Origin of the sequence: Curtobacterium sp. C1 (assembly GCF_021049325.1) — a bacterium.
GTDB lineage: Bacteria > Actinomycetota > Actinomycetes > Actinomycetales > Microbacteriaceae > Curtobacterium > Curtobacterium citreum.
Window position 1 is genome coordinate 3,448,370 of record NZ_CP088076.1, and the last position, 24,636, is coordinate 3,473,005.

A 24,636-nucleotide genomic window follows, 5' to 3' on the forward strand; every position below is an offset into this window, starting at 1 on the left:
TCGATAACACGATGGCAGAACGGACGCGCGCTGTCGAGGGGTCCGACCGACCGGCTACCGTCCTGCGCCCCGGAGGTCCGAGCCGGGCCGCAGCACCAGGACCGTCCCGACGCCGGCGAGGACGACGGTGAACCCGACGATCACGACGGTCTGCGGCACGATGCCGAGGAGCGACCCCACCGCGACGACGGGAACCGCGAGCCCGAGGTACGCGCAGGTGAACGTGTCGGACGCAGCGGCACCACGCCGATCCGGGCTCGCGTTCCGAAGCGCGGACCCGAGCGCTCGGCTGAACACGATCCCCGCGCCGGCACCGGCGATCGCGGCCCCGACGGCGAACGTGGCGGTACCGGTGACCGTCCCCGGGACCGTCGCGGTCGACACCGCGACCAGGACGAAACCGGTCACGACGAAGGGGAACGCCCACCGACCGTGTCCGGACAGCACGGTGGCCCCGATCGCACCCGCGAGGAACGGCAGGGCGGCGACGACACCGACCTCCGTCACGCTGGGCTGACGGTCGCCGCCGGCGAGCAGGTGTGGCGTCAACGCGCCGAAGCAACCGGTGACGGCGAAGGCCGCGCACGCGCCGAGACGATCAGGCCACCGCGGGACGCGTGACCGGGTGTCGGCACCCGACGTCGGCGGCGGTCCGCCGTGTGTCGCCTCCGGCACGACCGGACGGGAGGCACGGGGTGCGAGCAGGGCAGCGCTCGTCGTCAGGACGGTCGCCACCGCGACGTACAGCGCCCACCGCGGGAGGGCGCCGGTCCCGACCAGGAGCCCCGCTACCGCGGGGCCGAGGGCCAGACCGGCCATCGCGAGCCCCGGCGTCACGGTCGCCCAGAACCGGACGTGCCGTCCGGCCGCGCGGGCTCGGTCGGTCACGAAGGTGACCGCGCTCGCGGCGGCGATCCCCACACCGAGGCCGCTCAGCAGCCGACCGACGGCGAAGGCGGGCAGACCGGGGACGACCGCGAGCACGACGGCTGCCGCGGCCCCGAGCAGCGCGGCGGCGACGATGCGCCCGCGGACCGGCCAGCGTGCGCAACGCCGCGTGCGGACGATCGACAGCCCGGCCACGGCGCCCAGGGCGAAGACCGCGAAGAGCACCGTGGTGCCGGTCTCGTCGATGCCGAACGCCCGTGCGTACGCCGGGTAGAGCGGCGTGGGCACGGTCGCCAGTGCCATCGTGCCGACTGTGACGACCGCGGCGGGCACGGGGGACGCCCCGCGGACGGTCCGACCGGTCACCGGGCGGGCGGTGTGCTCCTCGGTCGTCGTCACGCGGTCGGGTGCCCGGAGCTGCCCACCGTCGCGGACGTCCACGCAGCGAGGAGCTCGGCCGACTCGGTCACCACCCCCAGGTGCAGCGACACCATCGACAGCGCAGCGCGCTCGAGCCCTTCGTCGGTGCCGCGCACCAGGTCGGCCGGCACGGACACGCGGTACCCCAGGTTCGACGCGTCGAACGCGCTGTTGAGCACGCAGCAGTCGGCCATGATCCCGTCGAGGACCACCGCTCGGACGCCCATCTGGCGGAGCAGGAAGTCGAGGTCGGTCGGGTAGAACGCCGAGAGGCGCTTCTTGCCGGTCACGATCTCGTCCTGCGGCTCGACCTCGGTGACGAACCGGGTCCACCGGCTCCCGGCGAGCGCGTGGTCCGCCGCACCGGGGATCGGACCGACGTGCTGCGGGAAGGTCGTGCGCCACGCGCTGTCCGACGTGCCGCGGACGTCGTCGATGCCGGAGGCACGGAGCTCGGACCGGACGTGCACGACCGGGATCCCCAGCGCGCGGGCCGCACGGTGGAACGCGTCGATCGGTCCGACGATCGCACGGCCGCGAGGAGCCGGGCACGGGCACGCCGGGTCCTCGGACAGGTGTCCCTCGTGCATGTCGATCGACACGATCGCGGTGTGGGCGGGGTCGAACCAGTCACGGAGCTGGCCGCTCGGGTCGGCTGTGCGTTGAGTGCCGTGGACGGTGATCGTGGTCATGCGGGGGTGTTCCCTTCGGTGCGGGGGACGAGCGGGGTGACGACCCGGCGGGGCTGACCCCGACGAGCGAGGAGTGGTCGCAGCCCGTGGTTCACCGCCCCGTGCAGCCCGAGCAGCAGGAACATGCCCATCATCATCGGGCTGGTCACGACCGTGGCGACCGAGGACGGCAGCGCCGACGAGATCGCGGTCGGGATGAACTGTGCGCCGAGGGCGACGATGAACGCGGTCGCGCCGACGGCGAGGTTCAGGTCGTCCCAGCGCACCGCGGCGAGCATCTGGATGCCGCTGACCGCGATGATCCCGAACAGGATCGTCGTCGCCGCGGACAGGACCGGCCCGGAGATCCCCGCCAGGAACAGGCTGACCGGGGGGAAGAAGGCCAGGGCGACGGCGACGCCCCCGGCGGTCATCGTGACGAACCGGCTGCCGACGCCGGACACCCGGACGATGCCGGCGTTCTCCGGGTACGACGTCGTGCCGATGCCGCCGAAGAGCGCCCCCAGGACCGTGCCGGCGAACTCGGCGAACAGCCCGCGGTTGACCCGGGCGGTGTCGACGGTCTCACCGCCCCAGCTGGCGATCATCGTGTACATCCCCATGGACTCGGTGCCCGCCTGCAGGAACGCGACGAGCATCAGGACCACGACGGGCAGGGAGACCCCGAAGCCGTACGGCAGCAGGTGCGGCGCCCCGACCAGGGGCGCAGCGGACAGGTCGGGGAACGACCACTGCCCCACCAGGAGCGCGACGATGCTTCCGCCGACGATCCCCCAGAAGATCGCGCCCCGCTTGAGGATCCCGGTGCCGACGACCAGGCACAGCAGGACGATCAGCCCGGTGGCGACCGTCACGACGAGCGCGAGCACCCCGTAGGACGGCGTCCCGGCCGTGCCGAACCAGCCGCCGGCCCCGATGGACGCGAGCTGCGCCCCGATGATGACGAACAGCGTGCCGAGGACGATGGGCGAGGAGACGAAGGCGCTGACGTGCCCGAACAGTCCGAAGCGCTTGAGCGGGACGGTGAGCAGCATGAAGACGAGCCCTGCGACCGCCATCGACCCGAAGGCCGTCCCGAGTCCGTAGGCGGCGCCCGACGAGATGATCGCGACCATGAACGCCGCCGTCGGGCCCTGCACGATCGGGAGCTTCAGCACGCGGCTGGACTGCAGGATCGTCACGACGCCGGTGAACAGGAAGCACGCCTGGATCATCAGGGCGACCTCGTCGGACGACAGCTTCAGCGCGCTGCCGATCACGTTCGGGAACACCCAGATGCCGGTCAGGGCGAGCAGGTGCTGGACGGCGAAGAGCGCATTGCGTCCGGCGGGCAGTCGCTCACCGAATCCTACGGAGAGCACGGTGGGCGCGGGCGCGCTGTTGGGCGGCGACGGGGGAGCGGCGTGGGTGGTCATCAGGTGTCCTCTGCGGATCGGGATCGAGCAGGGTGTTTCACTCTGATGCGAAAAGTTACATTCACATTGTTGCAACCGTGTTTCCGCGTGTGAACACTGACGCACCCGTCGCTCCGGGGGTGCCGCGCCGACGATGATGGGTGCATGCAGGCATCGACCTCGACCAGCGCGGACGCGTCCGCCACCAGTGCCGGACCGGACGCGGCCCCGGTGCCGGACGGCGACGACCTCGACGCGGTCGTGGTCGGCATCGGCGAGCGGATCCGGGCCCTGCGGCAGAAGAACGAACTCACGCTCCAGGACCTCGCCGAGCGCACGTCGCTGAGCCTGTCGATGCTCAGCACCGTCGAGCGCGGTCGGACCACCGCGTCGCTCGGGACCCTGCACGCCATCGCACGGGCCCTCGGGGTCCAGATCACGACGCTCTTCGCGCAGAGCGGCGCGGACGACTCACCGATCGTCGAGTTCCGCGACCAGATCCGAGACGTCACCGACGGCGGCCTGCACCGGCGGACCGCGGCCTACCGCGCCGACCTCGGCATCGAGGTCTACGTCGACGACTTCGACCCGCACACCTCGCACGCGCGGACCCCGTCGCAGCACCCGGGCGACGAGATCGGGGTCGTGCTCGAGGGTGAGCTCGAGCTGCAGCTCGGCGGCGAGATCTTCTCCGCCGCCGCCGGGGACGTCGCCCAGTTCAGTGCTCGTCGGGCGCACCTCGTGAGCAACGTGTCCGATCGGCCCGCCCGGGCGGTGTGGATCAACCTCCGCCGGCTCTGACCCCTCGACGCGAGGGTGTCCGCATCCTGCCTTCAGACGCCGAAGGAGCGAACACGCTGCGCCCGTCGACGTTCCTCGCGGGTCCACTGCGTCACCGCCGGCGCGTTGATGTTCCGCTCGTCGTCGAGGGCGATCCGAGCGTGGTGTCGGTTCATCTCGTCGCTGTCCTCGGCGATGAGTTCGATGGCGCGCCTGGGGCGGTCGGGGCGGAACAGTACTGCCCAGCGCACCTCCGCGGACCGGTCGCGCGCCAACCGAAGCGGTCGCTCATCGTCGCGGTACCGGAGTCCTCCCTCGGCGACTGATCCCGACCCCTACTGCGGCATGTCCACGAACCGCGAGAACATCCCGTGGAACGCCACCGTGATCGTGTCCGTCGGCCCGTTGCGGTGTTTCGCCACGATGAGGTCCGCCTCACCCTGGCGCGGGTTGTCCTTCTCGTACGCCGACTCGCGGTGCAGCAGGATCACCATGTCGGCGTCCTGCTCGATCGACCCGGACTCACGCAGGTCCGAGATCATCGGCTTCTTGTCCGCACGCTGCTCGGGACCACGGTTCAGCTGCGACAGTGCGATGACCGGCACGCCGAGCTCCTTCGCCATGAGCTTCAGCGCACGCGAGAACTCCGAGACCTCCTGCTGGCGGCTCTCAACCTTCTTGCCCGAGGTCATCAGCTGCAGGTAGTCGATGACGACGAGCTTCAGGTTGTGCTGCTGCTTGAGCCGGCGGCACTTCGCCCGGATCTCGACGAGGGTCATGTTGGGGGAGTCGTCGATGAAGAACGGTGCATCGTTGATCCGCCCGCGGGTCTGCGCGATGGTCGTCCAGTCGCGGGAGTCCACGGTGCCCTTGCGCATGTTCTGCAGCGGCACGCTCGACTCGGCGGAGAGCAGACGCATCGCGATCTCGGCGCGACCCATCTCGAGCGAGAAGAACGCGGCCGTCTGGTCGTGCTTGAGCGCGGCCGCACGGCACAGGTCGAGCGCGAGCGTCGACTTGCCGAGTGCGGGTCGTGCGGCGACGATGATGAGCTGCCCGGGGTGGAAGCCGTTCGTCAGGGCGTCGAGCCCGCTGAACCCGGTCGGGACGCCGGTCATCTGCCCGTCGCGGCCCTTCGCGGCCTCGATCTCGTCGATCGCGGCGCCGATGGCGTCGGTGAGCGGGACGTAGTCCTCGGTCTGCACGCCGCCGGCGACGTTGTAGACCTCGGCCTGCGCGCTGTTGACGAGGTCGGTGACCTCACCCTCGGACGCGTAGCCCATCTGCACGATCCGGGTCCCGGCGTCGACCAGGCGGCGCAGGACGGCCTTCTCGGCGACGATCGCGGCGTAGTACCCGGCGTTCGCCGCGGTCGGCACCATGCTCGTGACGCTGTGCAGGTACTCGGCGCCGCCGGCTCGGGACAGCAGACCGGTCTTCGTCAGCTCGTCGGTGACGGCGATGACGTCGGTCGGTTCGCCGTGCGAGTACAGCGACAGGATCGCGTCGAAGATGACCTCGTGCTTCGGGATGTAGAAGTCGACCCCGCGAGCGGTCTCGATGACGTCCGCGACGGCGTCCTTCGACAGCAGCATGCCACCGATCGTCGACTGCTCGGCGAGGAGGTCGTGCGGCGGAGTCCGCTCCATCCCACGGTCGGCCATGTCCTGCGGGGACGGATCGAGGTGCGCGATCGACACACGGACTCCCTGTTGGTCTGCGACGGTTCGGGACGTGCCCGCCCCACTGGTTTCCTACCCCGAGCGACCGACATCCCCCGGGATCGCCGAGTCGCTGGGCCAAGCTACGGGGACAGAGTTATCCCCAGCAAACAGCCCTGTGGAAAACTCTGTGGAAACGGTGGCGAACACGCCGAAAGTTCGTGTGGACAACTGTGGACAGACGTGGGGATAAGTACGCACCCGAACGCATGTTCGACGGTTTGACCTGGGATTTCCTGTTCCACACCGTGTGTGGACAAGTGGGGTTCAAGTACACGTTGAAGGTTGCTCTGCACCCCGTTTCGGGTGTGCAGAACGACTTGACAACGGGGCCTCCTGTGGGGAGCGTTCTCGGGCTGCTCCCAGCATCCGCAGCAGCGCCCGAGCGGTAACCCGTCAGCCCAGCGCGAGCCGTCGAACGGGCGCACCCCGCGCCTCCAGGCCGGAACGCCGGAAACCGGACCCCGGAACCCGGAAGCCAGCCAGCCGAACCGACGACCGACGCGACCCGGAGCAGACACGACGAAGGGCGAGCCCCCTCACGGGGACCCGCCCTTCGACGGTTGGTGCGTGCCTTACTTGGCGGCGACGACCTGCAGGGAGATCACCGCGGTGATGTCCTCGCGCAGGCGCACGGTGGCCTCGTGGTCACCGACGGTCTTGATGGTCGCGGGGACCTCGACCTTGCGCTTGTCCAGCGAACCGACGCCCTGCGCCTGCACGGCGTCGGCGACGTCTGCGGGACGCACGGAGCCGAACAGACGACCGTCCTTGCCGGCCTTGACGGTCAGCTTGATGGTCGCGTTCTCGAGCTTCATCTTGAGGTCCTGGGCCTCTTCGATGGTGGCGAGCTCGCGAGCGGCACGGGCCGCACGGATCGACTCGACCTGCTTCTCGCCGCCCTTGGACCACGCGACAGCGAAGCCCTGGGGGATGAGGTAGTTGCGGGCGTAGCCGTTCTTGACGTCGACGACGTCACCGGCGGAACCGAGGCCGGAGACCTCGTGGGTGAGGATGAGCTTCGACATGTGAAGTCCTCCGATCAGCGGCCGGAGCCGGCGTAGGGGAGGAGCGCCATCTCACGGGCGTTCTTCACGGCACGGGCGATGAGGCGCTGCTCCTGGACGGAGACGCCGGTGATGCGACGGGCGCGGATCTTGCCACGCTCCGAGATGAACTTGCGCAGGGTCGCGACGTCCTTGTAGTCGATGACGCCGACCTTGATCGACTTCGCGGGAGCGGCGTTCTTGCCACCCTTGCCGCGAGGCTTCCGGCGGTCGCCGGTGCTCTTTCCAGCCATTGTGATTCCTTAGAGAAGAAGAAGTTGTGTGTCCGTCAGACCGCTGAGGATCAGAACGGGGTCTCGTCGTCGTACGAGCCACCGGGGGTGCTCCACACGTCGTTCGACTGTGCGTTGCCACCCTGCTGACCGCCCTGGGGCGACCACGGTGCGTCCGACTGACCGCCGCCGTTGTTGTTGCCGTTCCAGCCGCCGCCGTTGCCGCCCTGGCCGCCGGCGTTTCCGCCGCCGACCTGGCCACGACCGCCGCCGGAGCCACCCGCAGCGCGGGTGACCTGTGCGGTCGCGTAGCGGAGCGACGGGCCGATCTCGTCGACCTCGAGCTCGATGCTCGTGCGCTGCTGGCCCTCACGGTCCTGGTAGGAGCGCTGACGGAGACGGCCCTGCGCCATGACGCGCATGCCCTTCGTCAGCGAGCCCGCCACGTGCTCGGCGAACTCGCGCCACACGCTCGCACGGAGGAACAGCGCGTCGCCGTCCTTCCACTCGTTCGCCTGACGGTCGAACGTGCGAGGGGTGGATGCGATGGTGAAGTTCGCCACCGCGAGCCCGTTCTGCGTGTAGCGCAGCTCGGGATCCGCGGTGAGGTTGCCCACCACCGTGATGACGGTTTCGCCGGCCATGACTTACTCGGCGCTCGCGGTCGCGTTGGCGGCCTTGCGGGCCGCACGGGCCTCGTCGCGCTGCTTCTGCGCGGCGACCTGGGCGATCGCCTCTTCGGCGCGGAGGACCTTCGTGCGGAGCACGGCCTCGGAGAGACCGAGCTGACGGTCGAGCTCCTTGGCGGCCTCGGGGGTCGAGGTGAAGTCGACGACGGCGTAGATGCCCTCGGACTTCTTCGCGATCTCGTAGGCCAGGCGACGACGGCCCCAGACGTCCACGTTGTCGACGGTGCCACCGTCGTTGCGGATGACCGCGAGGAACTTGTCCAGGCTGGGAGCGACGGTGCGCTCGTCGATCTCGGGGTCGAGGATCGCCATCAGTTCGTACTGGTGCATGCGGAACCCACCTCCTTTGGTCTCGGCGGCTCCGGGCGGTTCCCGGAGCAGGAGGGTTGATGCATGTGTCCGGACACGCAGGAGCGCGCGGACAACCCGACAAGCCTAGCCCACGGCCTGGAGGCGCGCCACCGGCTGTGCAGAACTGCTCGCCCCCGTCAGGCGGTCGCGTCGCGGTCGGCCCACCAGGCGCGCAGGCGCGCCTCGGCCTCGTCCGCGCCGAGGGGACCCTCGTCCATCCGGAGCTCGAGCAGGTACCGGTAGGCCTCGCCCACCGCACGCCCGGGTCGGATGTCGAGGATCCGCATGATGTCGTCGCCCGTCAGGTCCGGACGGATGGAGTCGAGCTCCTCTTGTTCGGCCAGCGCCGCGATGCGCTGCTCCAGGTCGTCGTACGCGAACCCGAGCCGGTCGGCCTTCCGCCGGTTCCGGGTGGTGACGTCCGAGCGGGTGAGTTCGTGCAGCCGTTCCAGGAGCGGACCGGCGTCGCGGACGTACCGCCGCACGGCCGAGTCGGTCCACGCACCCTCGGTGTAGCCGAAGAACCGCAGGTGCAGCTCGACCAGGCGCGCGACGGCAGCGATGGTGTCGTTGTCGAAGCGCAGCGCCCGGAGCCGCTTCTTCACGAGCTTCGAGCCGACCAGGTCGTGGTGGTGGAAGCTCACGGCGCCGCCGGGTTCGAGCTTCCGGGTCGCGGGCTTGCCGATGTCGTGCAGGAGCGCCGCGAGCCGGAGCACGGTGTCCGGGGCCTCACCGGCGTGCCGCTCGGCCTCGTACCCGATCGCCTGGGTCAGGACCGTCAACGAGTGCTCGTAGACGTCCTTGTGGTGGTGGTGCTCGTCGATCTCCAGGCGCATCGCCGGCAGCTCGGGCAGGAACCGCTCGGCCAGCCCGGTGTCGACGAGCAGCCGGATGCCCGGAACCGGGTCGGCGGTGTCCAGGAGCTTCACGAGCTCGTCCCGCACGCGTTCGGCGGAGACGATCTCGATCGAGTCGGCCAGGTCGGTCATCGCCTGCCGGACCTCGTCCGACACGGTGAAGCCGAGCTGCGCCGTGAACCGTGCCGCCCGCATCATCCGCAGCGGGTCGTCACGGAACGACACCTCCGCCGTCTGCGGGGTGTGCAGCCGCTCGGCGAGCAGGTCCTCGACCCCGCCGTGCACGTCGACGAGCTCGCGCTGGGGGAGTCGGAGCGCCATCGCGTTGACCGTGAAGTCGCGACGGAGCAGGTCGTCCTCGATGGTGTCGCCGAACGCCACCTCGGGCTTGCGGGTCTCGCCGTCGTAGACGTCGCTGCGGTAGGTCGTGATCTCGACCTGTTCGCCCCGGATCCGGGCGGCGATCGTGCCGAACTGGCGTCCGACGTCCCACGTGGCGCTCGCGATCGGCTCCACGATGCGGAGCGTCTCGTCCGGGGTCGCGTCGGTGGTGAAGTCGAGGTCGGTCACCGGGCGCCCCAGGAACGCGTCCCGGACGGGGCCCCCGACGAGCGCGAGTTCGTGCCCGGCGTCGGCGAAGGCGTGCGCGAGGACGGCGACGGGCTCGGTGGCGGCGAGTGCGTCGAGACGTTCGACGGCCTGGGCGACGGAGTGCATGACGGTCCTCATCCTCCCAGATGCGTGCTCGCGAGTTCTGCACAACCCCGGTGCGCACGGGATCGTCATGGCTCCGCCCTCGTACACTCGTGCTCGGCCGGAACCGACCCCCTGGTCCTCCTGTATGCACATCCTCCGCTCCACGCTCGCCGCCGCCGCGACGGCCCTCGTCGCCGTCGGCCTCGTCGTCACGCCCCTGGCGAGCGACGCTGCCGGGGCGGCCACCGCCCAGCCCGTCACGACCCGGACGGCCCACCCGGCCGCCGCGGACGCCGGGAAGACCACCGTCAGCGTCTCGCCCGCGAACCGCGGGATCGTCCAGCGCGACCAAGACCTCGAGCTCACGGTGACCGTCACGAACGACACCGACACCGAGGTCCCCGCTGGAACCGCCGAGCTCGACATCTTCCGCTCGGTGAGCACGCGGGACGTCCTGTCCGACTGGCTCGCCGACACCACCACGACCGGTTACCTCGGGGCCCCCATGGACTCGGTGGACATTCCAGCCGTCCCGGCGCACCGTTCGGTGACGCAGACGGTGACGATCGTCCCGGGCAACGTCGGCCTCGGCGGGTACACCTCGTTCGGCGCCCGGCGCATCGCCGCGGACTACACCGCGGGCAGCACCTCGGCCGTCGCCCGCTCGGCGATCACCTGGTACCCGGACTTCGAGCAGACGCCGGTCGGGGTCTCCGTCGCGATGCCCGTGACCGTCCCGCGGACGACCGACGGGGTCCTCACCGCGAACGAACTGGCCGCCGCGACCGCCGTCGACGGCACGCTCACCCAGCAGCTCGACGCCGCCCAGGACCACAACGTCACGCTCGCGGTCGACCCCCGGATCATCGCGTCGATCCGGCTCCTCGGCGAGAACGCCCCGACGTCGGCGACGACCTGGCTCCAGCGCCTCGAGTCCCTGCGCAACGAGAAGTTCGCCCTCGCCTACGCCGACGCCGACGTGAGCGGCCTGCACCAGGCGGGCGCCGACGGGACCCCGGGTGTGGTCTCCCTCGACCAGCAGGTCGACCCCGAGGACTTCCCCGGCGCCGTCACCGCGAGCCCGACCCCCACGGCCACCGACGGCGCCACACCGGATGCCACCTCCGGTGCCGCCTCACCGAGCGCCCCCGCGCCCACGGACACCACGACCCCGGGCACCGAGCCGACCGGTACGGCCACCGACGGCGCCGCCGGCACGCCGACGCTCCCCACCACCCAGTCGCTCCTCGACTTCCCGTGGTCGATGTCCGGCATGTCCTGGCCGGTGGAGGGCACCGTCGCCCAGGACGACCTCGCGGCCCTCGCCGCCTCGGGCACCGAGACGACGATCGTGTCGAGCGGCAACACCTCGGCCGGTGCGGACACCACCATCGCCGCCTCCGAGCGCATCGGCGACCAGCACGTGCTCGTCGCCGACCAGGGCGCGTCCGCGCTGCTCCGCGACGCCGCGACGGCGAAGGACGAGCAGACCTGGTCGACCGACATGGCCGAGCTCACCGCCACCCTGGCGACCGCCGCCCGGTCCGGCACCGCGACGAGCCCGGTCCTCCTGACGCTCGGTCGCGAGTGGCCGACCGACTCCGACCGGCTCTCCCGCGCGCTCGACGCCCTCGAGAGCACCGCGTGGGTGTCGCCGTCCGACCTCTCCAGCGCCGCCGCGGCCTCGGCCGGATCGCTGACCCTGGCGTCCTCGTCCGCCGGCGACGACCGCGTCGACCAGCTGCGCCGACTCGTCGACGGGGAGCGCGACGTCGTGTCGTTCGCCTCCGCCCTCGACGACCCGGCCGACCTCACCGCCCCGGCACGGCTGTCGCTGCTCGCGCTGTCCTCGAACGCGTGGCGCGGGGACACCGGGGACCTCACCGTCGCGATCGACCGGCAGCTGAGCCGCTGGACGAAGCAGACCTCGGCCGTCAGCATCCCGAACTCCAGCTCCCTGACGCTCCTCGGCGACCGTTCCTCGCTCCCGATCTCGGTGCGGAACCGCTCCGACTACCCCGTGACCGTACGGTTGAGCGTGCAGCCGTCGAGCTCGGCGCTCCGCGTCGTGAAGAACGACATCGAGGTCAAGGTCCAGGCGCAGTCCTCGACCCGGACGACCGTCCCCGTGCAGTCCGTCGCGAACGGCAAGGTCTCGCTGACCATGTCGCTGCAGAGCCCCACGGGCGTGGCGATCTCCCAGCCGTCCACCGTCGAGCTCAACGTCCAGGCGCAGTGGGAGACGGTCATCACGGCCGTCGCCGCCGTCGGTCTGGTCGGCATCTTCGGCTTCGGCATCTTCCGCAGCATCCGCAAGCGGATCCGTCGCCGGAACGGCGAGGTCGACGACGACGAGGACGACCCGAACCGCCCGCTCGCGGTCCAGCCGGCAGCGCCCGGTGCGCCGGGCCGGCCTGGAGGCACGTCAGCCGCCGCGCAGGCGGCCGCGGCTCCCGCCGTGGTCGGGTCCACCACGTCGCTGCGCGACCCCCTGCCGGAGCCGGAGGCGCCCACCGGGGTCGACCCGCGCCTCCAGGCCGACGCGTCGCACCGACCCGCCGCGCCCACCGAACCCGAGGAGCCGACCATCAGCACCCAGCAGCAGCCCGTCGTCGACGCGGAGCCCGCCGCCGAGCGCAGTCTCGGCCGGGCGAGCGCCATGCTCGCGGCGGGCACCATGCTGTCCCGGGTCCTCGGCTTCGCGAAGACCTTCGTGCTCGCGTTCGCGATCGGCCAGGCCAACTCGCCGGGCGCCGACGCGTTCGCCCTGGCGAACCAGCTGCCGAACAACATCTACGCGCTCATCGCGGGTGGTCTGCTGTCCGCGGTGCTCATCCCGCAGATCGTCCGCTCGATGCAGCAGAGCTCGGACGGCGGCGCCGCCTACGTGAACAAGATCGTCACGCTCGGCACCACGGTCTTCGTCGTGATCACCGTGCTCGCGACCATGCTCGCGCCGCTGCTCGTCTGGGTCTACAGCCAGCAGTCCTCGGACGAGGGCAAGGGCTTCACGGCCGCGCAGACCGACCTCGCGGTCGCCTTCGCCTTCTGGTGCCTGCCGCAGATCCTCTTCTACGCGCTGTACTCGCTCCTCGGCGAGGTGCTCAACGCGAAGCAGGTGTTCGGGCCCTTCACCTGGGCGCCGCTCATCAACAACGTCATCGCGATCGCCGGCCTGTTCGTCTTCATCGCGATGTTCGGCGGTCAGGACGTCAACGCCGCCACCGACGCGTGGACCCCGGCGAAGATCGCGGTGCTCGCCGGCAGCGCGTCCCTCGGCGTGTTCGCGCAAGCGGCGTTCCTGCCGTTCTTCTGGCGCCGTGCCGGCCTGACCTTCCGCCCGGACTTCCGGTGGCGCGGGGTGGGGCTCAAGTCGACGGGGACGGCCGCGGGCTGGCTGTTCGCGATGATCCTCGTGACCCAGCTCGCCGGCATCGTGCAGTCCCGGGTGGCCTCGCTCGGCACGGGCTCCGCGGGCAACGCGGTGCTGCAGAACGCCTGGCTGCTCTTCATGCTCCCGCACTCGATCATCGCCGTGTCGATCGCGACGGCGTACTTCACACGGATGAGCCACGACGCGGGTCGGGGCGACCTCGACGCGGTCCGCCGGAACCTGTCGCTGTCGCTGCGGATCGTCGGGCTCTTCACGGTGTTCGCCTCGGTCGCGCTCATCGTCGTCGCCGTGCCGTTCGGCCGCATGTTCGACAACACGTACGACGGAGCGCTCGTGATCGGCTCCGTGTTGCTGGCCTACATGCCGGGTCTCGTGCTGTTCAGCATGCTCTTCATCATCCAGCGGGTCTTCTGGGCGATGCACGACCACCGCACGCCCTTCCTGATGCAGTGCATCCAGTCCGTGCTGTTCGTCATCGGCGCCCTCGCCGTGGCCACCCTGCCCGGCGACGTCATCGGCGTCTCGATCGCGGCCTGCACGACCCTCGCCGGCACGGCACAGACCATCGTCGCCCTGGTGCTCGTCCGGAAGCGGCTCGGCGGCATCGAGGGACCGGTCGTCACCCGTTCGCACGTGCAGTTCGTCATCGCGGCGCTCATCGCCGGCGTGGCCGGACTGCTGGTCGTGAACTTCTTCGGAGCGTTCTCCGCCGACGGCTTCGCGATGTCGGACGCCACCGGTGCCCTCGTCACGATCGTCCTGACCGGCACCGTGATGGCGATCGTGTACTTCGGCGCCCTCGTCGTCGCGAAGAACAGCGAGATCCAGAACGCCGTGGGCATCCTCCGGTCCAGGCTCGGTCGCTGACGCCCGTCCGGTCGACGCACCCGGCTGCCGTGGAATGCCACGCCGGTAGCATGTGTTGACCCGGTCAGTACGCAACGGAAGGGCACCAGGCATGCGCCAGCTCATCATCATCGGTTCCGGTCCTGCCGGGTTCACCGCCGGCATCTACGCCGCGCGCGCTGAGCTCAAGCCGCTCATCGTCGCCTCGAGCGTCGAGACCGGTGGCGAGCTCACCAAGACCACCGAGGTCGAGAACTTCCCCGGCTTCCCCGAGGGCATCCAGGGCCCCGACCTCATGATCAAGATGCAGGAGCAGGCCGAGAAGTTCGGTGCCGAGGTCCTGTACGACGACGCGGTGTCGGTCGACCTGACCGGCGAGGTCAAGAAGGTCACCGTCGGCTCCGGCGAGACGTTCGAGGCCCTCGCCGTCATCTACGCCACGGGGTCCGCCTACCGCCACCTGGGGCTCGCCGACGAGGAGCGCCTGTCCGGCCACGGCGTCAGCTGGTGCGCGACGTGCGACGGCTTCTTCTTCCGCCAGAAGAACATCGCCGTCGTCGGCGGCGGAGACTCCGCGATGGAAGAGGCCACGTTCCTCACCCGGTTCGCCGACAAGGTGACGGTCATCCACCGCAAGGACTCGCTGCGTGCGTCCAAGATCATGCAGGACCGCGCGATGAACGACCCGAAGATCGAGTTCGCGTGGAACAAGGAGGTCACGGGCATCCAGGGCGACACGGCCGTCACCGGTGTCACGCTCAAGGACACCGTGACGGGCGAGGAGTCCGAGCTCGCGCTCGACGGGCTCTTCATCGCGATCGGCAACGACCCGCGCACCCACCTGATCCACGGGCAGATCGACCTCGCGCCGGAGGGCACCATCGCCGTCCAGGGTCGTTCGTCCAAGACCAACCTGCCGGGTGTCTTCGCCGCCGGTGACGTCATCGACCCGACGTACCGCCAGGCGATCACGGCCGCGGGCTCGGGCACGGTCGCGGCGCTCGACGCCGAGAAGTACCTCGCCGAGCTCGACGACGCACTGACCGATCAGGCCGAGGGCCGCACGCCCACCGAGCCCGCGATGGTCGACGTCGAGGCTGCTCGGGCCTGACGCACGGAATACTGCAGCGGCCATCCCGTTGTAGCAACAGAACTCTCGAAGGAGCACACATGTCGAACGCCAAGGCCGTCACCGACGCCACCTTCTCGGACGAGGTCCTCAAGTCCGACAAGACCATCCTGGTCGACTTCTGGGCGGAGTGGTGCGGCCCGTGTCGCGCGGTCTCGCCGATCCTCGACCAGATCGCAGCGGAGCACGCCGACAAGATCGAGATCGTCAAGCTCAACGTCGACGACAACCCGCAGTCGGCCATGAACTACCAGATCACGTCGATCCCGGCGATGAAGGTGTTCAAGGGCGGCGAGGTCGTCAAGACCGTCATCGGCGCCAAGCCGAAGCCGGCGCTCGAGGCCGACCTCGCGGAGTTCCTGGCGTAGGTCCGACCGCACCGTCGAACGGCCCCGTCCTCCACGTGGAGGACGGGGCCGTCGTCGTTCTGCGAGGAGCGCCGCGGCGGAGTTCCGGGGTGCGCGCTGCGCGTTCGCGTGCCACAGCTTCAGGATCGGCCCCCACCTCCCACCGGGGATCCGGCAACGGATGTCGTAGTGTGGCGGGAATGTCCCACTGAACGGAGCACACGATGACGAACGGCAACAGCCTCGACCCCTGGTACGACTCCTACGCCCAGCGCACCGCCGGGCTGAGCGCCTCCGAGGTCCGAGCCCTGTTCGCCGTCGCGTCGCGGCCCGAGGTGGTCTCGCTCGCCGGCGGCATGCCGTACGTCTCCGCGCTGCCGCGTGAGCTCGTCACCGGCTCCCTGGACCGCGTGATGGCCGAGGACGCCGCGATGGCGCTGCAGTACGGCGGGGGACAGGGCCTGCGCTCCCTGCGTGAGCACATCGTCGACGTCATGAGCCTCGAGGGCATCCGCGCGAGTGCCGAGGACGTCGTCGTCACCACGGGGTCGCAGCACGCGCTCGACCTCGTCACGCGGCTGTTCATCGATCCGGGCGACGTCGTGCTGGCCGAGTCCCCGTCCTACGTCGGCGCGATCGGCGTCTTCCGGTCGTACCAGGCCCAGACCGTCCACGTGACGACCGACGAACACGGCCTGGTGCCCGAGGCCCTGCGCGAAGCCATCGCGAACCTGCGGACGCAGGGGAAGCGCATCAAGTTCCTCTACACGATCCCGAACTTCCACAACCCCGCCGGCGTCACGATGAGCCGCGAGCGCCGGATCGAGGTGCTCGACATCTGCCGGTCGAACGGCATCCTGGTGCTCGAGGACAACCCGTACGGGCTGCTCTGGTTCGACGAGCCCGCGCCGCAGGCGATCCGCTCGATCGACGAAGAGGGCGTGGTCTACCTCGGCTCCTTCTCGAAGACCCTCGCGCCGGGCTTCCGCGTCGGCTGGGCCCTCGCACCGCACGCCATCCGCGAGAAGCTCGTCCTCGCGAACGAGTCCGCGGTGCTCGCGCCGAACTCGTTCGGCCAGTACGTCGTCAACGCCTACCTCGACGCCGCGGACTGGAAGGGCCAGGTCGACACCTTCCGAGGCCTCTACGCCGAGCGTCGCGACGCGATGATGTCCGCGCTGGGGGAGTTCCTGCCCGACCTCTCCTGGACCCGCCCGAACGGCGGCTTCTTCGTCTGGCTGACCCTACCCGAGCACCTCGACTCGAAGGGCATGCTCCCGCGCGCCGTCAAGGAGCTCGTGGCCTACACCCCCGGGACGGCCTTCTACGCCGACGGCCGCGGTGGCGGCAACATCCGGTTGTCGTTCTGCTACCCGACGCCCGAGCAGATCCGCGTCGGGGTCAAGCGTCTCGCCACGGTGATCAACGACGAGCTCGAGCTGCTCGAGACGTTCGGTTCCGCGACCCGTCCGATCGCGACCGTCCGCGAGTCGAACTCGGTCGTCGCGCCGCCGCCGAACGTGTCCTGACCAGCACTTTCCGCACAAGAACAGCAAAGGGATCCCTCGCATGGCCGACCTCACCCGTCGTCACGTCGTCGTCGTCGCCGGAGGGATCTCGCACGAGCGGGACGTCTCCCTGCGGTCCGGTCGTCGGGTCGCGGACTCGCTGACCGGTTACGGCTGGCAGGTCGACCTCCGCGACGCCGACGCCTCGCTCCTGCCCGCCCTGCGCGAGGTGCGACCGGACGTCGTGTGGCCGGCTCTGCACGGTGCGTCGGGGGAGGACGGCGCGCTCCGAGGCGTGCTCGAGGCGCTGGACATCCCGTTCGTGGGCTCCCGGTCCACCTCGGCCCGTCTGGCGTGGGACAAGCCCACCTCGTCCGCGCTGATCGCCCGCGCCGGCGTGCACACCCCGCGATCGGTGACCCTGTCCCACGACGTCTTCCGCGAGCTCGGCGCCGTCGGTGTCCTCGACGCCATCGCGGGTGAGCACCCCGTCCCGCTTGCGGTGAAGCCGGCACGCGGCGGGAGCGCGCAGGGCGTCACCCTCGTCGAGGACGTCGCCGACCTCCCGCGCGCGATGGTCACCGCGTACACCTACTGCGACGACGTCGTGGTCCAGCAGCTGATCCGCGGGACCGAGGTCGCCGTGGGGATCATCGACACCGGGGACGGCCCCGTCGCGCTGTCGGCGGTCGAGATCGTGCCGCGCAACGGGCCGTACGGGTTCGAGGCCCGCTACAACGCCGGCGAGACGACGTTCTACACCCCCGCCAGACTCTCCGAGGCGTTCGCATCGGCCGCGGCAGAGGCGGCCATCGCAGCCCATGGTGCACTCGGGCTGCGGCACCTCTCCCGCGTGGACCTCATCATCGACGCCGCCGGGACGCCGTGGTTTCTCGAGGCGAACGTCCTCCCCGGCCTCACCGAGACCTCCCTCGTCCCGCAGGCGCTGAGCGCATCCGGCTTCGACCTCGGCTGGACCTACGCCGAGCTGGCCGAGCAGGCGATCCGCGACCACCGCGCCTGAGCCCTCGTGCGTGTTCCACGTGGAACATCGACCACCGTGCGTCTCCTCGGTCTCGCAGGCGTCGTGCTGCTCTCGTGTCTGGCATGGGGCGAGGCGGCTCACTTCGGTGCAAGTGCTGCAAGCCGCGGGCGCCGCGCACGTCATTCACCAACGGGACGTGACATCGCCATCGTGCTCCTGGGGTTCGCCAACCGGGGCGCACACCCGAACCTCGTAAACTGGTGGCGCGCCCGGATCGCCGTCCGGACTGCGCGCCTGCTCGTCCGCCGAGGCGCGCGGTCGGTCCGCGTGATCTGCTGCGGCGGCCCCACCAAGGGCCCTGTACCGGAGGCGGAGCTCCTCGCGGTCGCGCTCCGGCACGCTGGGTGGCACGGCGAGACCGTCCTCGAGCGCCACAGCCGCTCGACGTGGGAGAACATCACGAACGCTCGGCCGCTCGTCCGTACGGATGAACTCATCGCCATCTGTTCGAACGACCTGCACGCCGTGAAGGCGCGGGTGTACTTCGCACGTCAGGACCCATCGGTCGTCGAGCGTCTCACCATCGCTGCGAACTACCGCGTGGGGGAGATGGTGCTGGTCAAGCCGCTGTTCGCCGCGGTCGGCCTGCGCAAGCTTCGAACCTTGGGCACGCATCAGCGCTGAAGCCGGCGTGATCGTCGTGCGGGAGCGATGTTCCACGTGGAACGCTCTCATCCGTCTGCCGCGCCAACGGCTGGTTCTGCGCGCGGGTTGGAGCGGAAGACACTGATGAGCATTGACTGTCCCAGGTCGGTGGACAGTGCGCAAGACGTTGATCGCAGGGCCCTGGCGGTGCCCTGGCACGTTTCCGCTCAGAACAGAGCGCGCAGTCGACTGATGCGATCGATGTTCCACGTGGAACACGAGGGGTAAGAAACGGGAAAAGTAGCCCTCGAAAGCGGCATGACGGCCCTCTGCGGGCCGAAGAACGCCGCTCCGCGTTGGGGAGGACTCCTGGTGGCAGATCGGTCGCGAGGAGCCCAGCGGCGCACCGCCACGACATGCCGGAAGCCGCCGAGCTCAGCCGGCGATGTCCTGGACCCCGAGCTCACTCAGGATGCGGTTCAAATCGTCTCCGTTGGCGAAGTCGATGGTCACCGAGCTCTTCCGAGCACCGACGGCGATCTTCACCCGGGTGTTCAGACGATCCCCGAGCCGCTCGGCCAGGTCGTTGAAGTGCGCCTGCCGCTTCGAGGGCTCCGGCTTGACCTTCGGCGGCGCCTTCGTCGCGAGCTGCTGGGCGATCGCCTCCGCCGCACGCACGGACAGGTCCTCGTTCACGATCTTCTCGGCGAGGTACTCCATCGCCTCGGCGTCCGGCGCCGCCAGGATCGCCCTCGCATGCCCGGCCGAGAGCACTCCGGCGGCCACGCGGCGCTGCACGGGGGAGGGAAGACGCAGCAACCGGATGGTGTTCGTGATCTGCGGACGTGAACGCCCGATGCGCTGCGCGAGCTGCTCCTGCGTGATCCCGAAGTCCGCGAGCAGCTGCTGGTATGCCGAGGCCTCTTCGAGCGGGTTGAGCTGCGCACGGTGCAAGTTCTCGAGCAACGCGTCCCGGAGCATCGCGTCGTCGGGGGTGTCCTTGACGATCGCGGGGATCGTCGTGAGACCGAGCTCCTTCGTGGCGCGCAGTCGGCGCTCGCCCATGATGAGCTCGTACTGCGGGTCCGTCCCCTTCGCACCGGAGATCGGGCGCACGACGATGGGCTGCAGGACACCGATCTCGCGGATGGAGTGCACGAGCTCCTGGAGCTCCTCCTCGCGGAACTCCTTGCGCGGCTGCTGCGCGTTCGGCACGACGTCGAGCGGGTTGAGGTTCGCCAGACGCGCACCGGGAACCGCCACCAGGTCCTCGGCGGTCTGCCCGGAGGGCGACGGAGCCGACGCCGGCGATCCTCCGGTCGGGAAGAACACGTCGACGGGACGGTCCTGCTGCTCGTTCGCCGTGGGGATCAGGGCGCCGATCCCGCGGCCGAGGCCGGTTCGCTTGGGTGCCATCAGTCCTGCGCTCCTCGTGCTGCGATTTCGGCGGCTGCCTCCAGGTAGGAGAGCGACCCGGATGAGTTGACGTCATACGAAACGACGCTCTGCCCGTAGCTCGGCGCCTCGCTCACCCGGACAGACCGGGGGATCATCGCCTGCAGGACCTGATCCCCGAAGTGCTCGCGCACATCGGCGGCCACCTGGTTGGACAGGTTCGTCCGACCGTCGAACATCGTGAGCAGGATCGTCGAGACGCGCAGGTTGGGATTGAGGTGCCGCTCGATCAGCTCGATGTTCCGCAGGAGCTGGCTCAAGCCCTCGAGCGCGTAGTACTCGGTCTGGATCGGGATGAGCACTTCCTGCGCCGCCACGAAGGCATTGATCGTCAGGAGGCCGAGCGATGGCGGGCAGTCGATGAAGACGTAGTGGTACGGCTCGTCCAGCGACGACAGATACTGGTCCAGCGCGGTACGGAGGCGCTGCTCACGCGCGACGAGCGACACGAGCTCGATCTCCGCTCCGGCGAGGTGGATCGTTGCTGGCACACACCAGAGCGTCTCAGACTCGGGGGAGCGCTGGACGGTGTCCGCGATCGGCGCCTCGTCGACGATGACGTCGTAGATGCTCGCGACCTCGGCCTGGTGATCCACACCGAGCGCAGTGGATGCATTGCCCTGGGGATCCAGGTCGATCACCAGCACGCGAGCACCACCGTGCGCCAGCGCCGCCGCGAGGTTGACCGTCGTCGTCGTCTTGCCGACGCCGCCCTTCTGGTTCGACACTGTGAAGATCCGGGTCTTCGCCGGCAGCGGGAACTGCTGCGTCGCGATCGCACGACGGCGCCGGTTGAGGTCAGCGATCTCCCGCGCGAGGGGTGTCGACGCGTCGTAGTCGGTCGATGAACTCAACGAAGACCTCTTCCCCGGTGCAGTGTTTCACGTGGAACGTCGAGCCCGCGAAATCCGGTACCACCGGTCCGAGCGACAGCGTCAGTCAACTGTAGCCCGGAAGACGCGCGTGGTCTCCTCGACCACACCGACTCCGAGCTCGAGGACCTCGACGTTCTCCAGACGCTTCCGGAGGATCACCTTCCGCGCCTTCTCGATCTCCTCGTCGACTCGCGCACCCTTCATCAGGATGAGCTGACCGCCGGAGCGGACGAGCGGGACGGTGATCGGGATGAGCTTCGACAGCGCGCTGACGGCACGAGCGGTGACCTGATCGACGACGATGTCATCAGCCACGTCCTCAGCTCGGCCTCGGACGACCGTGACGTTGTCGAGTCCAAGCCGCGCGGCCTCACTCGTCAACCAATCACACCGGCGCTCCATGGGCTCGATGAGCGTGAACGAGACGTCCGGACGAGCGATCGCGAGGACCAGGCCGGGGAGTCCGGCACCCGAGCCGACGTCGGCAACCCGGCCCCGATCCTCCAGGAGGGGTGCCAGCAGCGCAGAATTGAGGATATGTCGCGTCCAGAGGCGGGGTAGCTCGAGCGGGCCGATGAGGCCGAGCTCCTCGCCACGACGGGCGAGCTCTCCCGTGAACGACCGGGCCAGCTCGAGCCGCTCACCGAACAGCGTTGCCGCAGCAGCGGGCTCCTGCTCGAGCTCCGGCGCCTCGGTGGCGTCCGTCATCGGGTGACTACCGTGTGGCGGTCCCGACCCTCACCCTCGGACTCCGAGTGGAAGCCCTTCTCGGCGACCAGGTCGTGCACCAGCTTGCGCTCGTAGGACGACATCGGGGGGAGCGCGGCGGTCGGAGCGCCGGCCTCGATCCGCTCGACGGCGGTGTCGACCAGGCGCTGGAGCTCGGTCGCCCGTGCGTCCCGCGAACCCCCGACATCCAGGATGAGGCGGCTGAACTCGCCCGTCTCGGCCTGCACGGCGATGCGCGTGAGTTCCTGCAGCGCCGACACCGTGTCCGGCTTGGAGAGGACGCGCAGGGCCCCACCCTCATCGCTCACCGACAGGTACACGCGCCCGGCGCGCTCCTCGATCTCGATGTCGCCGTCGAGGTCGCAGATGTCGAGGAGTTCCTCGATGTAGTCCGCGGCGATGTCCGCCTCGTCACGCGCGTCGTCGTCGACGCCGTCCTGCTCGACGGAGGTGTCGTCGGCAGTGTCCTGCTCGACGGGGGCGATGTCCTGCTCGGTCACTTACTTCTTCCCGTTCTTCTTGGAGCGGTTCTTGCCGACCGGCTGCTGACGCTGGGTGGTCACACGGACCGGCTCGACCTCGATGGCCGACGCGCCCGCACCGGCCTCGGCGAGGACCGGGGTGCCACGGCGCTGCGCCTTCTTCGCCAGGCGGGCCTCACGCGCGAGCGCGGCCTCGGAGCCCGGCGTGGGCATGCTGCGGATGACGAAGTACTGCTGCGCCATCGTCCAGATGTTCGAGGCGAGCCAGTAGAACATGACGCCGAGGGGGAAGCTCAGTCCCGAGATCACGAAGATGAGCGGGAGGATGTACAGCATCATCTTCTGCTGGCGGTACATCGGCGACGCCTTGGTCTCCGGCGACATGTTCTTGGCGACGAGCTGCAGCTGCGTGATGAACTGCGAGACGGTCATCACGACGATCATGAAGCCCGCGATGACCCGGACCTCCCACCCGGAGGCGTTGGTGAAGGTCTCGTGCAGGGGAGCGCCGAACAGGGCGGCGTTGCCGAAGTCCTGCGCCAGGCTGTTCGTGAGCAGGCCGATGCCCGTCTTGTTGATCTGGGCCTCGTGCAGCACCGAGTACAGCGAGAAGAAGATCGGCATCTGGATGAGCAGCGGCAGGCAGGAGCTGAGCGGGTTCGTCCCGGTCTCCTTGTAGAGCGCCATGGTCTCGCGGCTCATGGCCTCGCGCGAGAACTGGTCCTTCTTGCCCTTGTACTTGTCCTGGATCTTCTTGAGCTGCGGCGCGACCTCGAGCATGCGGCGCTGCGACTTGATCTGCCGCACGAAGATCGGGATCAGCGCGGCACGGACCACGAAGGTCAGGAAGATGATCGACAGCACCCACGTGATGCCCGCGGACGGGTCCATCCCGAGGTTCTCGAAGATCCAGTGGAAGGCCACGAGGATCGCCGACACCACCCACTTGAGGGGCCAGAGGATCGTTCCGATGAAGTCCATGAGGACGGTCACGCCTTTCGAGTGCGCTGGGGGAGCAGGTCCGGGACCACTGCGGCCCGGGGAGACTGCGACTGCTGCGGGGTCGGCGCGAGCACGAACCCGAACCGGTTGACGAGGTAGGGACGACGGCGTTCGCGCACGTCGTCGATGCCGCCGGCAGCCCAGGGGTTGCAGCGGGCGATGCGCCACGCGCCCATCGCGGAGCCGCGGACGACGCCGTACTGCTGGATGGCCTCGAGCGCGTAGCGCGAGCACGACGGGTGGTAGCGGCAGACGTTCCCGTACAGCGGGGAGATCACCGCGCGGTAGACACGGAGCACGACGACGCACGCGTTGCGCGGGAGCAACGCGACGGTCCAGCCCAGGCGGGTCCACAGGGTGCGGTTCATGCTGCCTTCTCGAGTCCGCGCGCGAACGAGCGCGAAACGTCTCCGAGCAGGGTAGGCCATGCCGCCTGCGCTGCGGCTGGCAAGGCCCTGATCACCACGTCGTAGTCCGTGGGGGTCCCGGCGAGCAGGTCGTGCGCGATCGCCTTGAGCCGTCGACGCACCGTGTTCCGCGTGACCGCGTTGCCGACGGTCTTCGCCACGATGAAGCCGAAGCGGGTCGGGGCACCGTCGGACCGTCGGACCACGGATACGACGACGTGCGCCGTGGCGCTCCTGCGACCACGACGCACGACGGTCCGGTAGTCGTCACCCCGCACGATGCGGTTGGCGCGTGCCAACACGATCGCTACCGGGTTCCCGACCGGGACCGGACCAACTCGACCAGGCGGAGCCTGATCAGGCGCTGAGCTCGGTGCGGCCCTTGGAACGGCGCGCGGCGAGGATGGCGCGGCCGGCACGGGTGCGCATGCGGGCGCGGAAGCCGTGCTTCTTGGCGCGGCGGCGGTTGTTCGGCTGGAAGGTGCGCTTGCTCATGATGATCTCCACACGGCTGCGCTCGAGGACTGGCTCAGCGCGAGCCGACACGTATGTCTGGACAGCCGCTCGACAGGATCGAACAGCACGATGGGCGCGACCGAATGGCCGCAGTCAACTGGTTAACGGTACGTGACAGCGGCGAGCAGGTCAAACGGTCCCGGGGAGCCCGTCGGACGGGGCCTGCGCACGATCATCATCCACATTGGGGAAAACGTGCGTTCGGTGCCACTCGCCCGGACCCTTTACAGTGGTGTGATCGATCGGCCCGTTCCGCGGCGCGACGGGGGAGTCACCTCTCCGCCCGCCACCGGACCGACGTGGACAGGACTGTGGACAACCCTGTGGATCACCGCCGCGGGGCGACAGTGGTCCGGGCCCGACGGTGCTGCTCGGACACGACCGCCCGAGCGCGCCGGCAGGCGACGGGGCGAGCAGCGTCAGACGACCGAGCGAGGCCAGACGACCGAGCGAGGCCAGCCGCGGCGGCCGCCGCACAGCGACCACCGGATCACCTGACCACCGAAGACCCGACCACACCACGACAGCGAAGCAGGAGACGAGCGCGAC

25 protein-coding genes are annotated in these 24,636 nt (G+C 69.7%); 7 read left to right on the plus strand and 18 right to left on the minus strand.

Annotation, left to right across the window (positions count from 1 at the left end):
• Window positions 1-54: 54 nt before the first annotated feature.
• The 3 genes from LQK89_RS16610 to LQK89_RS16620 are packed head-to-tail and all read right to left on the minus strand — an operon-like array spanning window position 55 to window position 3,415.
• Window positions 55-1,329: an MFS transporter gene (locus LQK89_RS16610; protein WP_231049751.1), complete on the minus strand. Its 1,275-nt coding sequence runs from the start codon at window positions 1,327-1,329 to the stop codon at window positions 55-57.
• Window positions 1,284-2,000 (minus strand): cysteine hydrolase family protein, encoded by a 717-nt coding sequence (locus tag LQK89_RS16615; RefSeq protein WP_231049752.1) that lies wholly within the window; start codon window positions 1,998-2,000, stop codon window positions 1,284-1,286. The genes LQK89_RS16610 and LQK89_RS16615 overlap by 46 nt, the downstream gene beginning before the upstream one ends.
• Window positions 1,997-3,415 carry a uracil-xanthine permease family protein gene (locus LQK89_RS16620; RefSeq protein WP_231049753.1) on the minus strand — a complete coding sequence of 473 codons (1,419 nt, stop codon included), beginning with the start codon at window positions 3,413-3,415 and terminating at the stop codon, window positions 1,997-1,999. Before LQK89_RS16620 ends, LQK89_RS16615 begins: the two co-directional genes overlap by 4 nt.
• Before the next feature lie 144 nt (window positions 3,416-3,559).
• Here LQK89_RS16620 and LQK89_RS16625 point away from each other — a divergent pair, with 144 nt between their 5' ends.
• Window positions 3,560-4,195, plus strand: coding sequence for a helix-turn-helix domain-containing protein (locus tag LQK89_RS16625; RefSeq protein ID WP_231049754.1), 636 nt, complete (start codon window positions 3,560-3,562; stop codon window positions 4,193-4,195).
• A 32-nt stretch (window positions 4,196-4,227) separates the two neighbouring features.
• On the opposite strand, the gene LQK89_RS18075 is transcribed toward LQK89_RS16625, so the two are convergent.
• The 7 genes from LQK89_RS18075 to LQK89_RS16655 all read right to left on the minus strand — a co-directional run bounded on the left by LQK89_RS18075 (window position 4,228) and on the right by LQK89_RS16655 (window position 9,788).
• A complete protein-coding gene (locus LQK89_RS18075; RefSeq protein ID WP_269145907.1) occupies window positions 4,228-4,350 on the minus strand; it encodes a hypothetical protein in 123 nt (40 codons plus the stop codon).
• A 159-nt stretch (window positions 4,351-4,509) separates the two neighbouring features.
• Window positions 4,510-5,874 (minus strand): replicative DNA helicase, encoded by a 1,365-nt coding sequence (dnaB, locus tag LQK89_RS16630; RefSeq protein WP_411914184.1) that lies wholly within the window; start codon window positions 5,872-5,874, stop codon window positions 4,510-4,512.
• A gap of 596 nt (window positions 5,875-6,470) precedes the next feature.
• Entirely contained in the window at window positions 6,471-6,923 is a 453-nt protein-coding gene (rplI, locus tag LQK89_RS16635) for a 50S ribosomal protein L9 (protein WP_058728351.1), read from the minus strand.
• A 14-nt stretch (window positions 6,924-6,937) separates the two neighbouring features.
• A complete protein-coding gene (rpsR, locus tag LQK89_RS16640; RefSeq protein WP_017887834.1) occupies window positions 6,938-7,195 on the minus strand; it encodes a 30S ribosomal protein S18 in 258 nt (85 codons plus the stop codon).
• A gap of 50 nt (window positions 7,196-7,245) precedes the next feature.
• Window positions 7,246-7,818 carry a single-stranded DNA-binding protein gene (locus LQK89_RS16645; RefSeq protein ID WP_058741023.1) on the minus strand — a complete coding sequence of 191 codons (573 nt, stop codon included), beginning with the start codon at window positions 7,816-7,818 and terminating at the stop codon, window positions 7,246-7,248.
• A gap of 3 nt (window positions 7,819-7,821) precedes the next feature.
• On the minus strand, window positions 7,822-8,193 hold the full coding sequence (rpsF, locus tag LQK89_RS16650; RefSeq protein WP_058728349.1) for a 30S ribosomal protein S6: 372 nt from the start codon (window positions 8,191-8,193) through the stop codon (window positions 7,822-7,824).
• A gap of 158 nt (window positions 8,194-8,351) precedes the next feature.
• Window positions 8,352-9,788, minus strand: coding sequence for a CCA tRNA nucleotidyltransferase (locus LQK89_RS16655; protein ID WP_058741024.1), 1,437 nt, complete (start codon window positions 9,786-9,788; stop codon window positions 8,352-8,354).
• A gap of 124 nt (window positions 9,789-9,912) precedes the next feature.
• Here LQK89_RS16655 and LQK89_RS16660 point away from each other — a divergent pair, with 124 nt between their 5' ends.
• The 6 genes from LQK89_RS16660 to LQK89_RS16685 all read left to right on the plus strand — a co-directional run bounded on the left by LQK89_RS16660 (window position 9,913) and on the right by LQK89_RS16685 (window position 18,660).
• A complete protein-coding gene (locus LQK89_RS16660) occupies window positions 9,913-14,028 on the plus strand; it encodes a DUF6049 family protein (RefSeq protein ID WP_231049755.1) in 4,116 nt (1,371 codons plus the stop codon).
• 91 nt (window positions 14,029-14,119) lie between these two features.
• Window positions 14,120-15,118: a thioredoxin-disulfide reductase gene (gene trxB / locus LQK89_RS16665; RefSeq protein WP_058741025.1), complete on the plus strand. Its 999-nt coding sequence runs from the start codon at window positions 14,120-14,122 to the stop codon at window positions 15,116-15,118.
• A 59-nt stretch (window positions 15,119-15,177) separates the two neighbouring features.
• Complete coding sequence (gene trxA / locus LQK89_RS16670; RefSeq protein WP_022832611.1) at window positions 15,178-15,504, plus strand: thioredoxin; 327 nt, start codon at window positions 15,178-15,180, stop codon at window positions 15,502-15,504.
• A gap of 203 nt (window positions 15,505-15,707) precedes the next feature.
• Entirely contained in the window at window positions 15,708-17,012 is a 1,305-nt protein-coding gene (locus tag LQK89_RS16675; protein WP_058741026.1) for an aminotransferase-like domain-containing protein, read from the plus strand.
• A 40-nt stretch (window positions 17,013-17,052) separates the two neighbouring features.
• Window positions 17,053-18,015 (plus strand): D-alanine--D-alanine ligase family protein, encoded by a 963-nt coding sequence (locus tag LQK89_RS16680; RefSeq protein ID WP_231049756.1) that lies wholly within the window; start codon window positions 17,053-17,055, stop codon window positions 18,013-18,015.
• 171 nt (window positions 18,016-18,186) lie between these two features.
• On the plus strand, window positions 18,187-18,660 hold the full coding sequence (locus LQK89_RS16685) for an ElyC/SanA/YdcF family protein (protein WP_231049757.1): 474 nt from the start codon (window positions 18,187-18,189) through the stop codon (window positions 18,658-18,660).
• Between the two features lie 396 nt (window positions 18,661-19,056).
• Here LQK89_RS16685 and LQK89_RS16690 read toward each other — a convergent pair whose 3' ends face one another.
• From LQK89_RS16690 to rpmH, 8 genes are all read right to left on the minus strand, one after another.
• Window positions 19,057-20,037 (minus strand): ParB/RepB/Spo0J family partition protein, encoded by a 981-nt coding sequence (locus LQK89_RS16690; RefSeq protein ID WP_231049758.1) that lies wholly within the window; start codon window positions 20,035-20,037, stop codon window positions 19,057-19,059.
• Window positions 20,037-20,930, minus strand: a complete 894-nt coding sequence (locus LQK89_RS16695) for a ParA family protein (protein WP_284600228.1) — start codon at window positions 20,928-20,930, stop codon at window positions 20,037-20,039. Before LQK89_RS16695 ends, LQK89_RS16690 begins: the two co-directional genes overlap by 1 nt.
• An 81-nt stretch (window positions 20,931-21,011) precedes the next feature.
• On the minus strand, window positions 21,012-21,659 hold the full coding sequence (gene rsmG / locus LQK89_RS16700; RefSeq protein ID WP_058741031.1) for a 16S rRNA (guanine(527)-N(7))-methyltransferase RsmG: 648 nt from the start codon (window positions 21,657-21,659) through the stop codon (window positions 21,012-21,014).
• The gene (locus LQK89_RS16705) at window positions 21,656-22,180 is read right to left on the minus strand and encodes a Jag family protein (protein WP_231049759.1); all 525 of its coding nucleotides are present in this window, start codon (window positions 22,178-22,180) and stop codon (window positions 21,656-21,658) included. The genes rsmG and LQK89_RS16705 overlap by 4 nt, the downstream gene beginning before the upstream one ends.
• Window positions 22,181-23,143: a membrane protein insertase YidC gene (yidC, locus tag LQK89_RS16710; RefSeq protein ID WP_231049760.1), complete on the minus strand. Its 963-nt coding sequence runs from the start codon at window positions 23,141-23,143 to the stop codon at window positions 22,181-22,183. It lies immediately after the preceding gene.
• Window positions 23,144-23,151: 8 nt separating this feature from the next.
• Window positions 23,152-23,532, minus strand: a complete 381-nt coding sequence (yidD, locus tag LQK89_RS16715) for a membrane protein insertion efficiency factor YidD (protein ID WP_231049761.1) — start codon at window positions 23,530-23,532, stop codon at window positions 23,152-23,154.
• Window positions 23,529-23,873 carry a ribonuclease P protein component gene (gene rnpA, locus LQK89_RS16720; RefSeq protein WP_058741032.1) on the minus strand — a complete coding sequence of 115 codons (345 nt, stop codon included), beginning with the start codon at window positions 23,871-23,873 and terminating at the stop codon, window positions 23,529-23,531. The genes yidD and rnpA overlap by 4 nt, the downstream gene beginning before the upstream one ends.
• A 55-nt stretch (window positions 23,874-23,928) precedes the next feature.
• A complete protein-coding gene (gene rpmH, locus LQK89_RS16725; RefSeq protein ID WP_019181680.1) occupies window positions 23,929-24,066 on the minus strand; it encodes a 50S ribosomal protein L34 in 138 nt (45 codons plus the stop codon).
• Window positions 24,067-24,636 lie beyond the last annotated feature (570 nt).

Excerpts from the sequence above, each read along its gene's own strand:
- LQK89_RS16615 (WP_231049752.1), bottom strand. The coding sequence starts at position 2,000 with ATGACCACGATCACCGTCCACGGCACTCAACGCACAGCCGACCCGAGC.
- LQK89_RS16620 (WP_231049753.1), bottom strand. The coding sequence starts at position 3,415 with ATGACCACCCACGCCGCTCCCCCGTCGCCGCCCAACAGCGCGCCCGCG.
- LQK89_RS16625 (WP_231049754.1), top strand. The coding sequence starts at position 3,560 with ATGCAGGCATCGACCTCGACCAGCGCGGACGCGTCCGCCACCAGTGCC.
- LQK89_RS18075 (WP_269145907.1), bottom strand. The coding sequence starts at position 4,350 with ATGAACCGACACCACGCTCGGATCGCCCTCGACGACGAGCGGAACATC.
- rplI (WP_058728351.1), bottom strand. The coding sequence starts at position 6,923 with ATGTCGAAGCTCATCCTCACCCACGAGGTCTCCGGCCTCGGTTCCGCC.
- rpsR (WP_017887834.1), bottom strand. The coding sequence starts at position 7,195 with ATGGCTGGAAAGAGCACCGGCGACCGCCGGAAGCCTCGCGGCAAGGGT.
- LQK89_RS16645 (WP_058741023.1), bottom strand. The coding sequence starts at position 7,818 with ATGGCCGGCGAAACCGTCATCACGGTGGTGGGCAACCTCACCGCGGAT.
- rpsF (WP_058728349.1), bottom strand. The coding sequence starts at position 8,193 with ATGCACCAGTACGAACTGATGGCGATCCTCGACCCCGAGATCGACGAG.
- LQK89_RS16655 (WP_058741024.1), bottom strand. The coding sequence starts at position 9,788 with ATGCACTCCGTCGCCCAGGCCGTCGAACGTCTCGACGCACTCGCCGCC.
- LQK89_RS16660 (WP_231049755.1), top strand. The coding sequence starts at position 9,913 with ATGCACATCCTCCGCTCCACGCTCGCCGCCGCCGCGACGGCCCTCGTC.
- trxB (WP_058741025.1), top strand. The coding sequence starts at position 14,120 with ATGCGCCAGCTCATCATCATCGGTTCCGGTCCTGCCGGGTTCACCGCC.
- trxA (WP_022832611.1), top strand. The coding sequence starts at position 15,178 with ATGTCGAACGCCAAGGCCGTCACCGACGCCACCTTCTCGGACGAGGTC.
- LQK89_RS16675 (WP_058741026.1), top strand. The coding sequence starts at position 15,708 with ATGACGAACGGCAACAGCCTCGACCCCTGGTACGACTCCTACGCCCAG.
- LQK89_RS16680 (WP_231049756.1), top strand. The coding sequence starts at position 17,053 with ATGGCCGACCTCACCCGTCGTCACGTCGTCGTCGTCGCCGGAGGGATC.
- LQK89_RS16690 (WP_231049758.1), bottom strand. The coding sequence starts at position 20,037 with ATGGCACCCAAGCGAACCGGCCTCGGCCGCGGGATCGGCGCCCTGATC.
- rsmG (WP_058741031.1), bottom strand. The coding sequence starts at position 21,659 with ATGACGGACGCCACCGAGGCGCCGGAGCTCGAGCAGGAGCCCGCTGCT.
- yidC (WP_231049760.1), bottom strand. The coding sequence starts at position 23,143 with ATGGACTTCATCGGAACGATCCTCTGGCCCCTCAAGTGGGTGGTGTCG.
- yidD (WP_231049761.1), bottom strand. The coding sequence starts at position 23,532 with ATGAACCGCACCCTGTGGACCCGCCTGGGCTGGACCGTCGCGTTGCTC.
- rpmH (WP_019181680.1), bottom strand. The coding sequence starts at position 24,066 with ATGAGCAAGCGCACCTTCCAGCCGAACAACCGCCGCCGCGCCAAGAAG.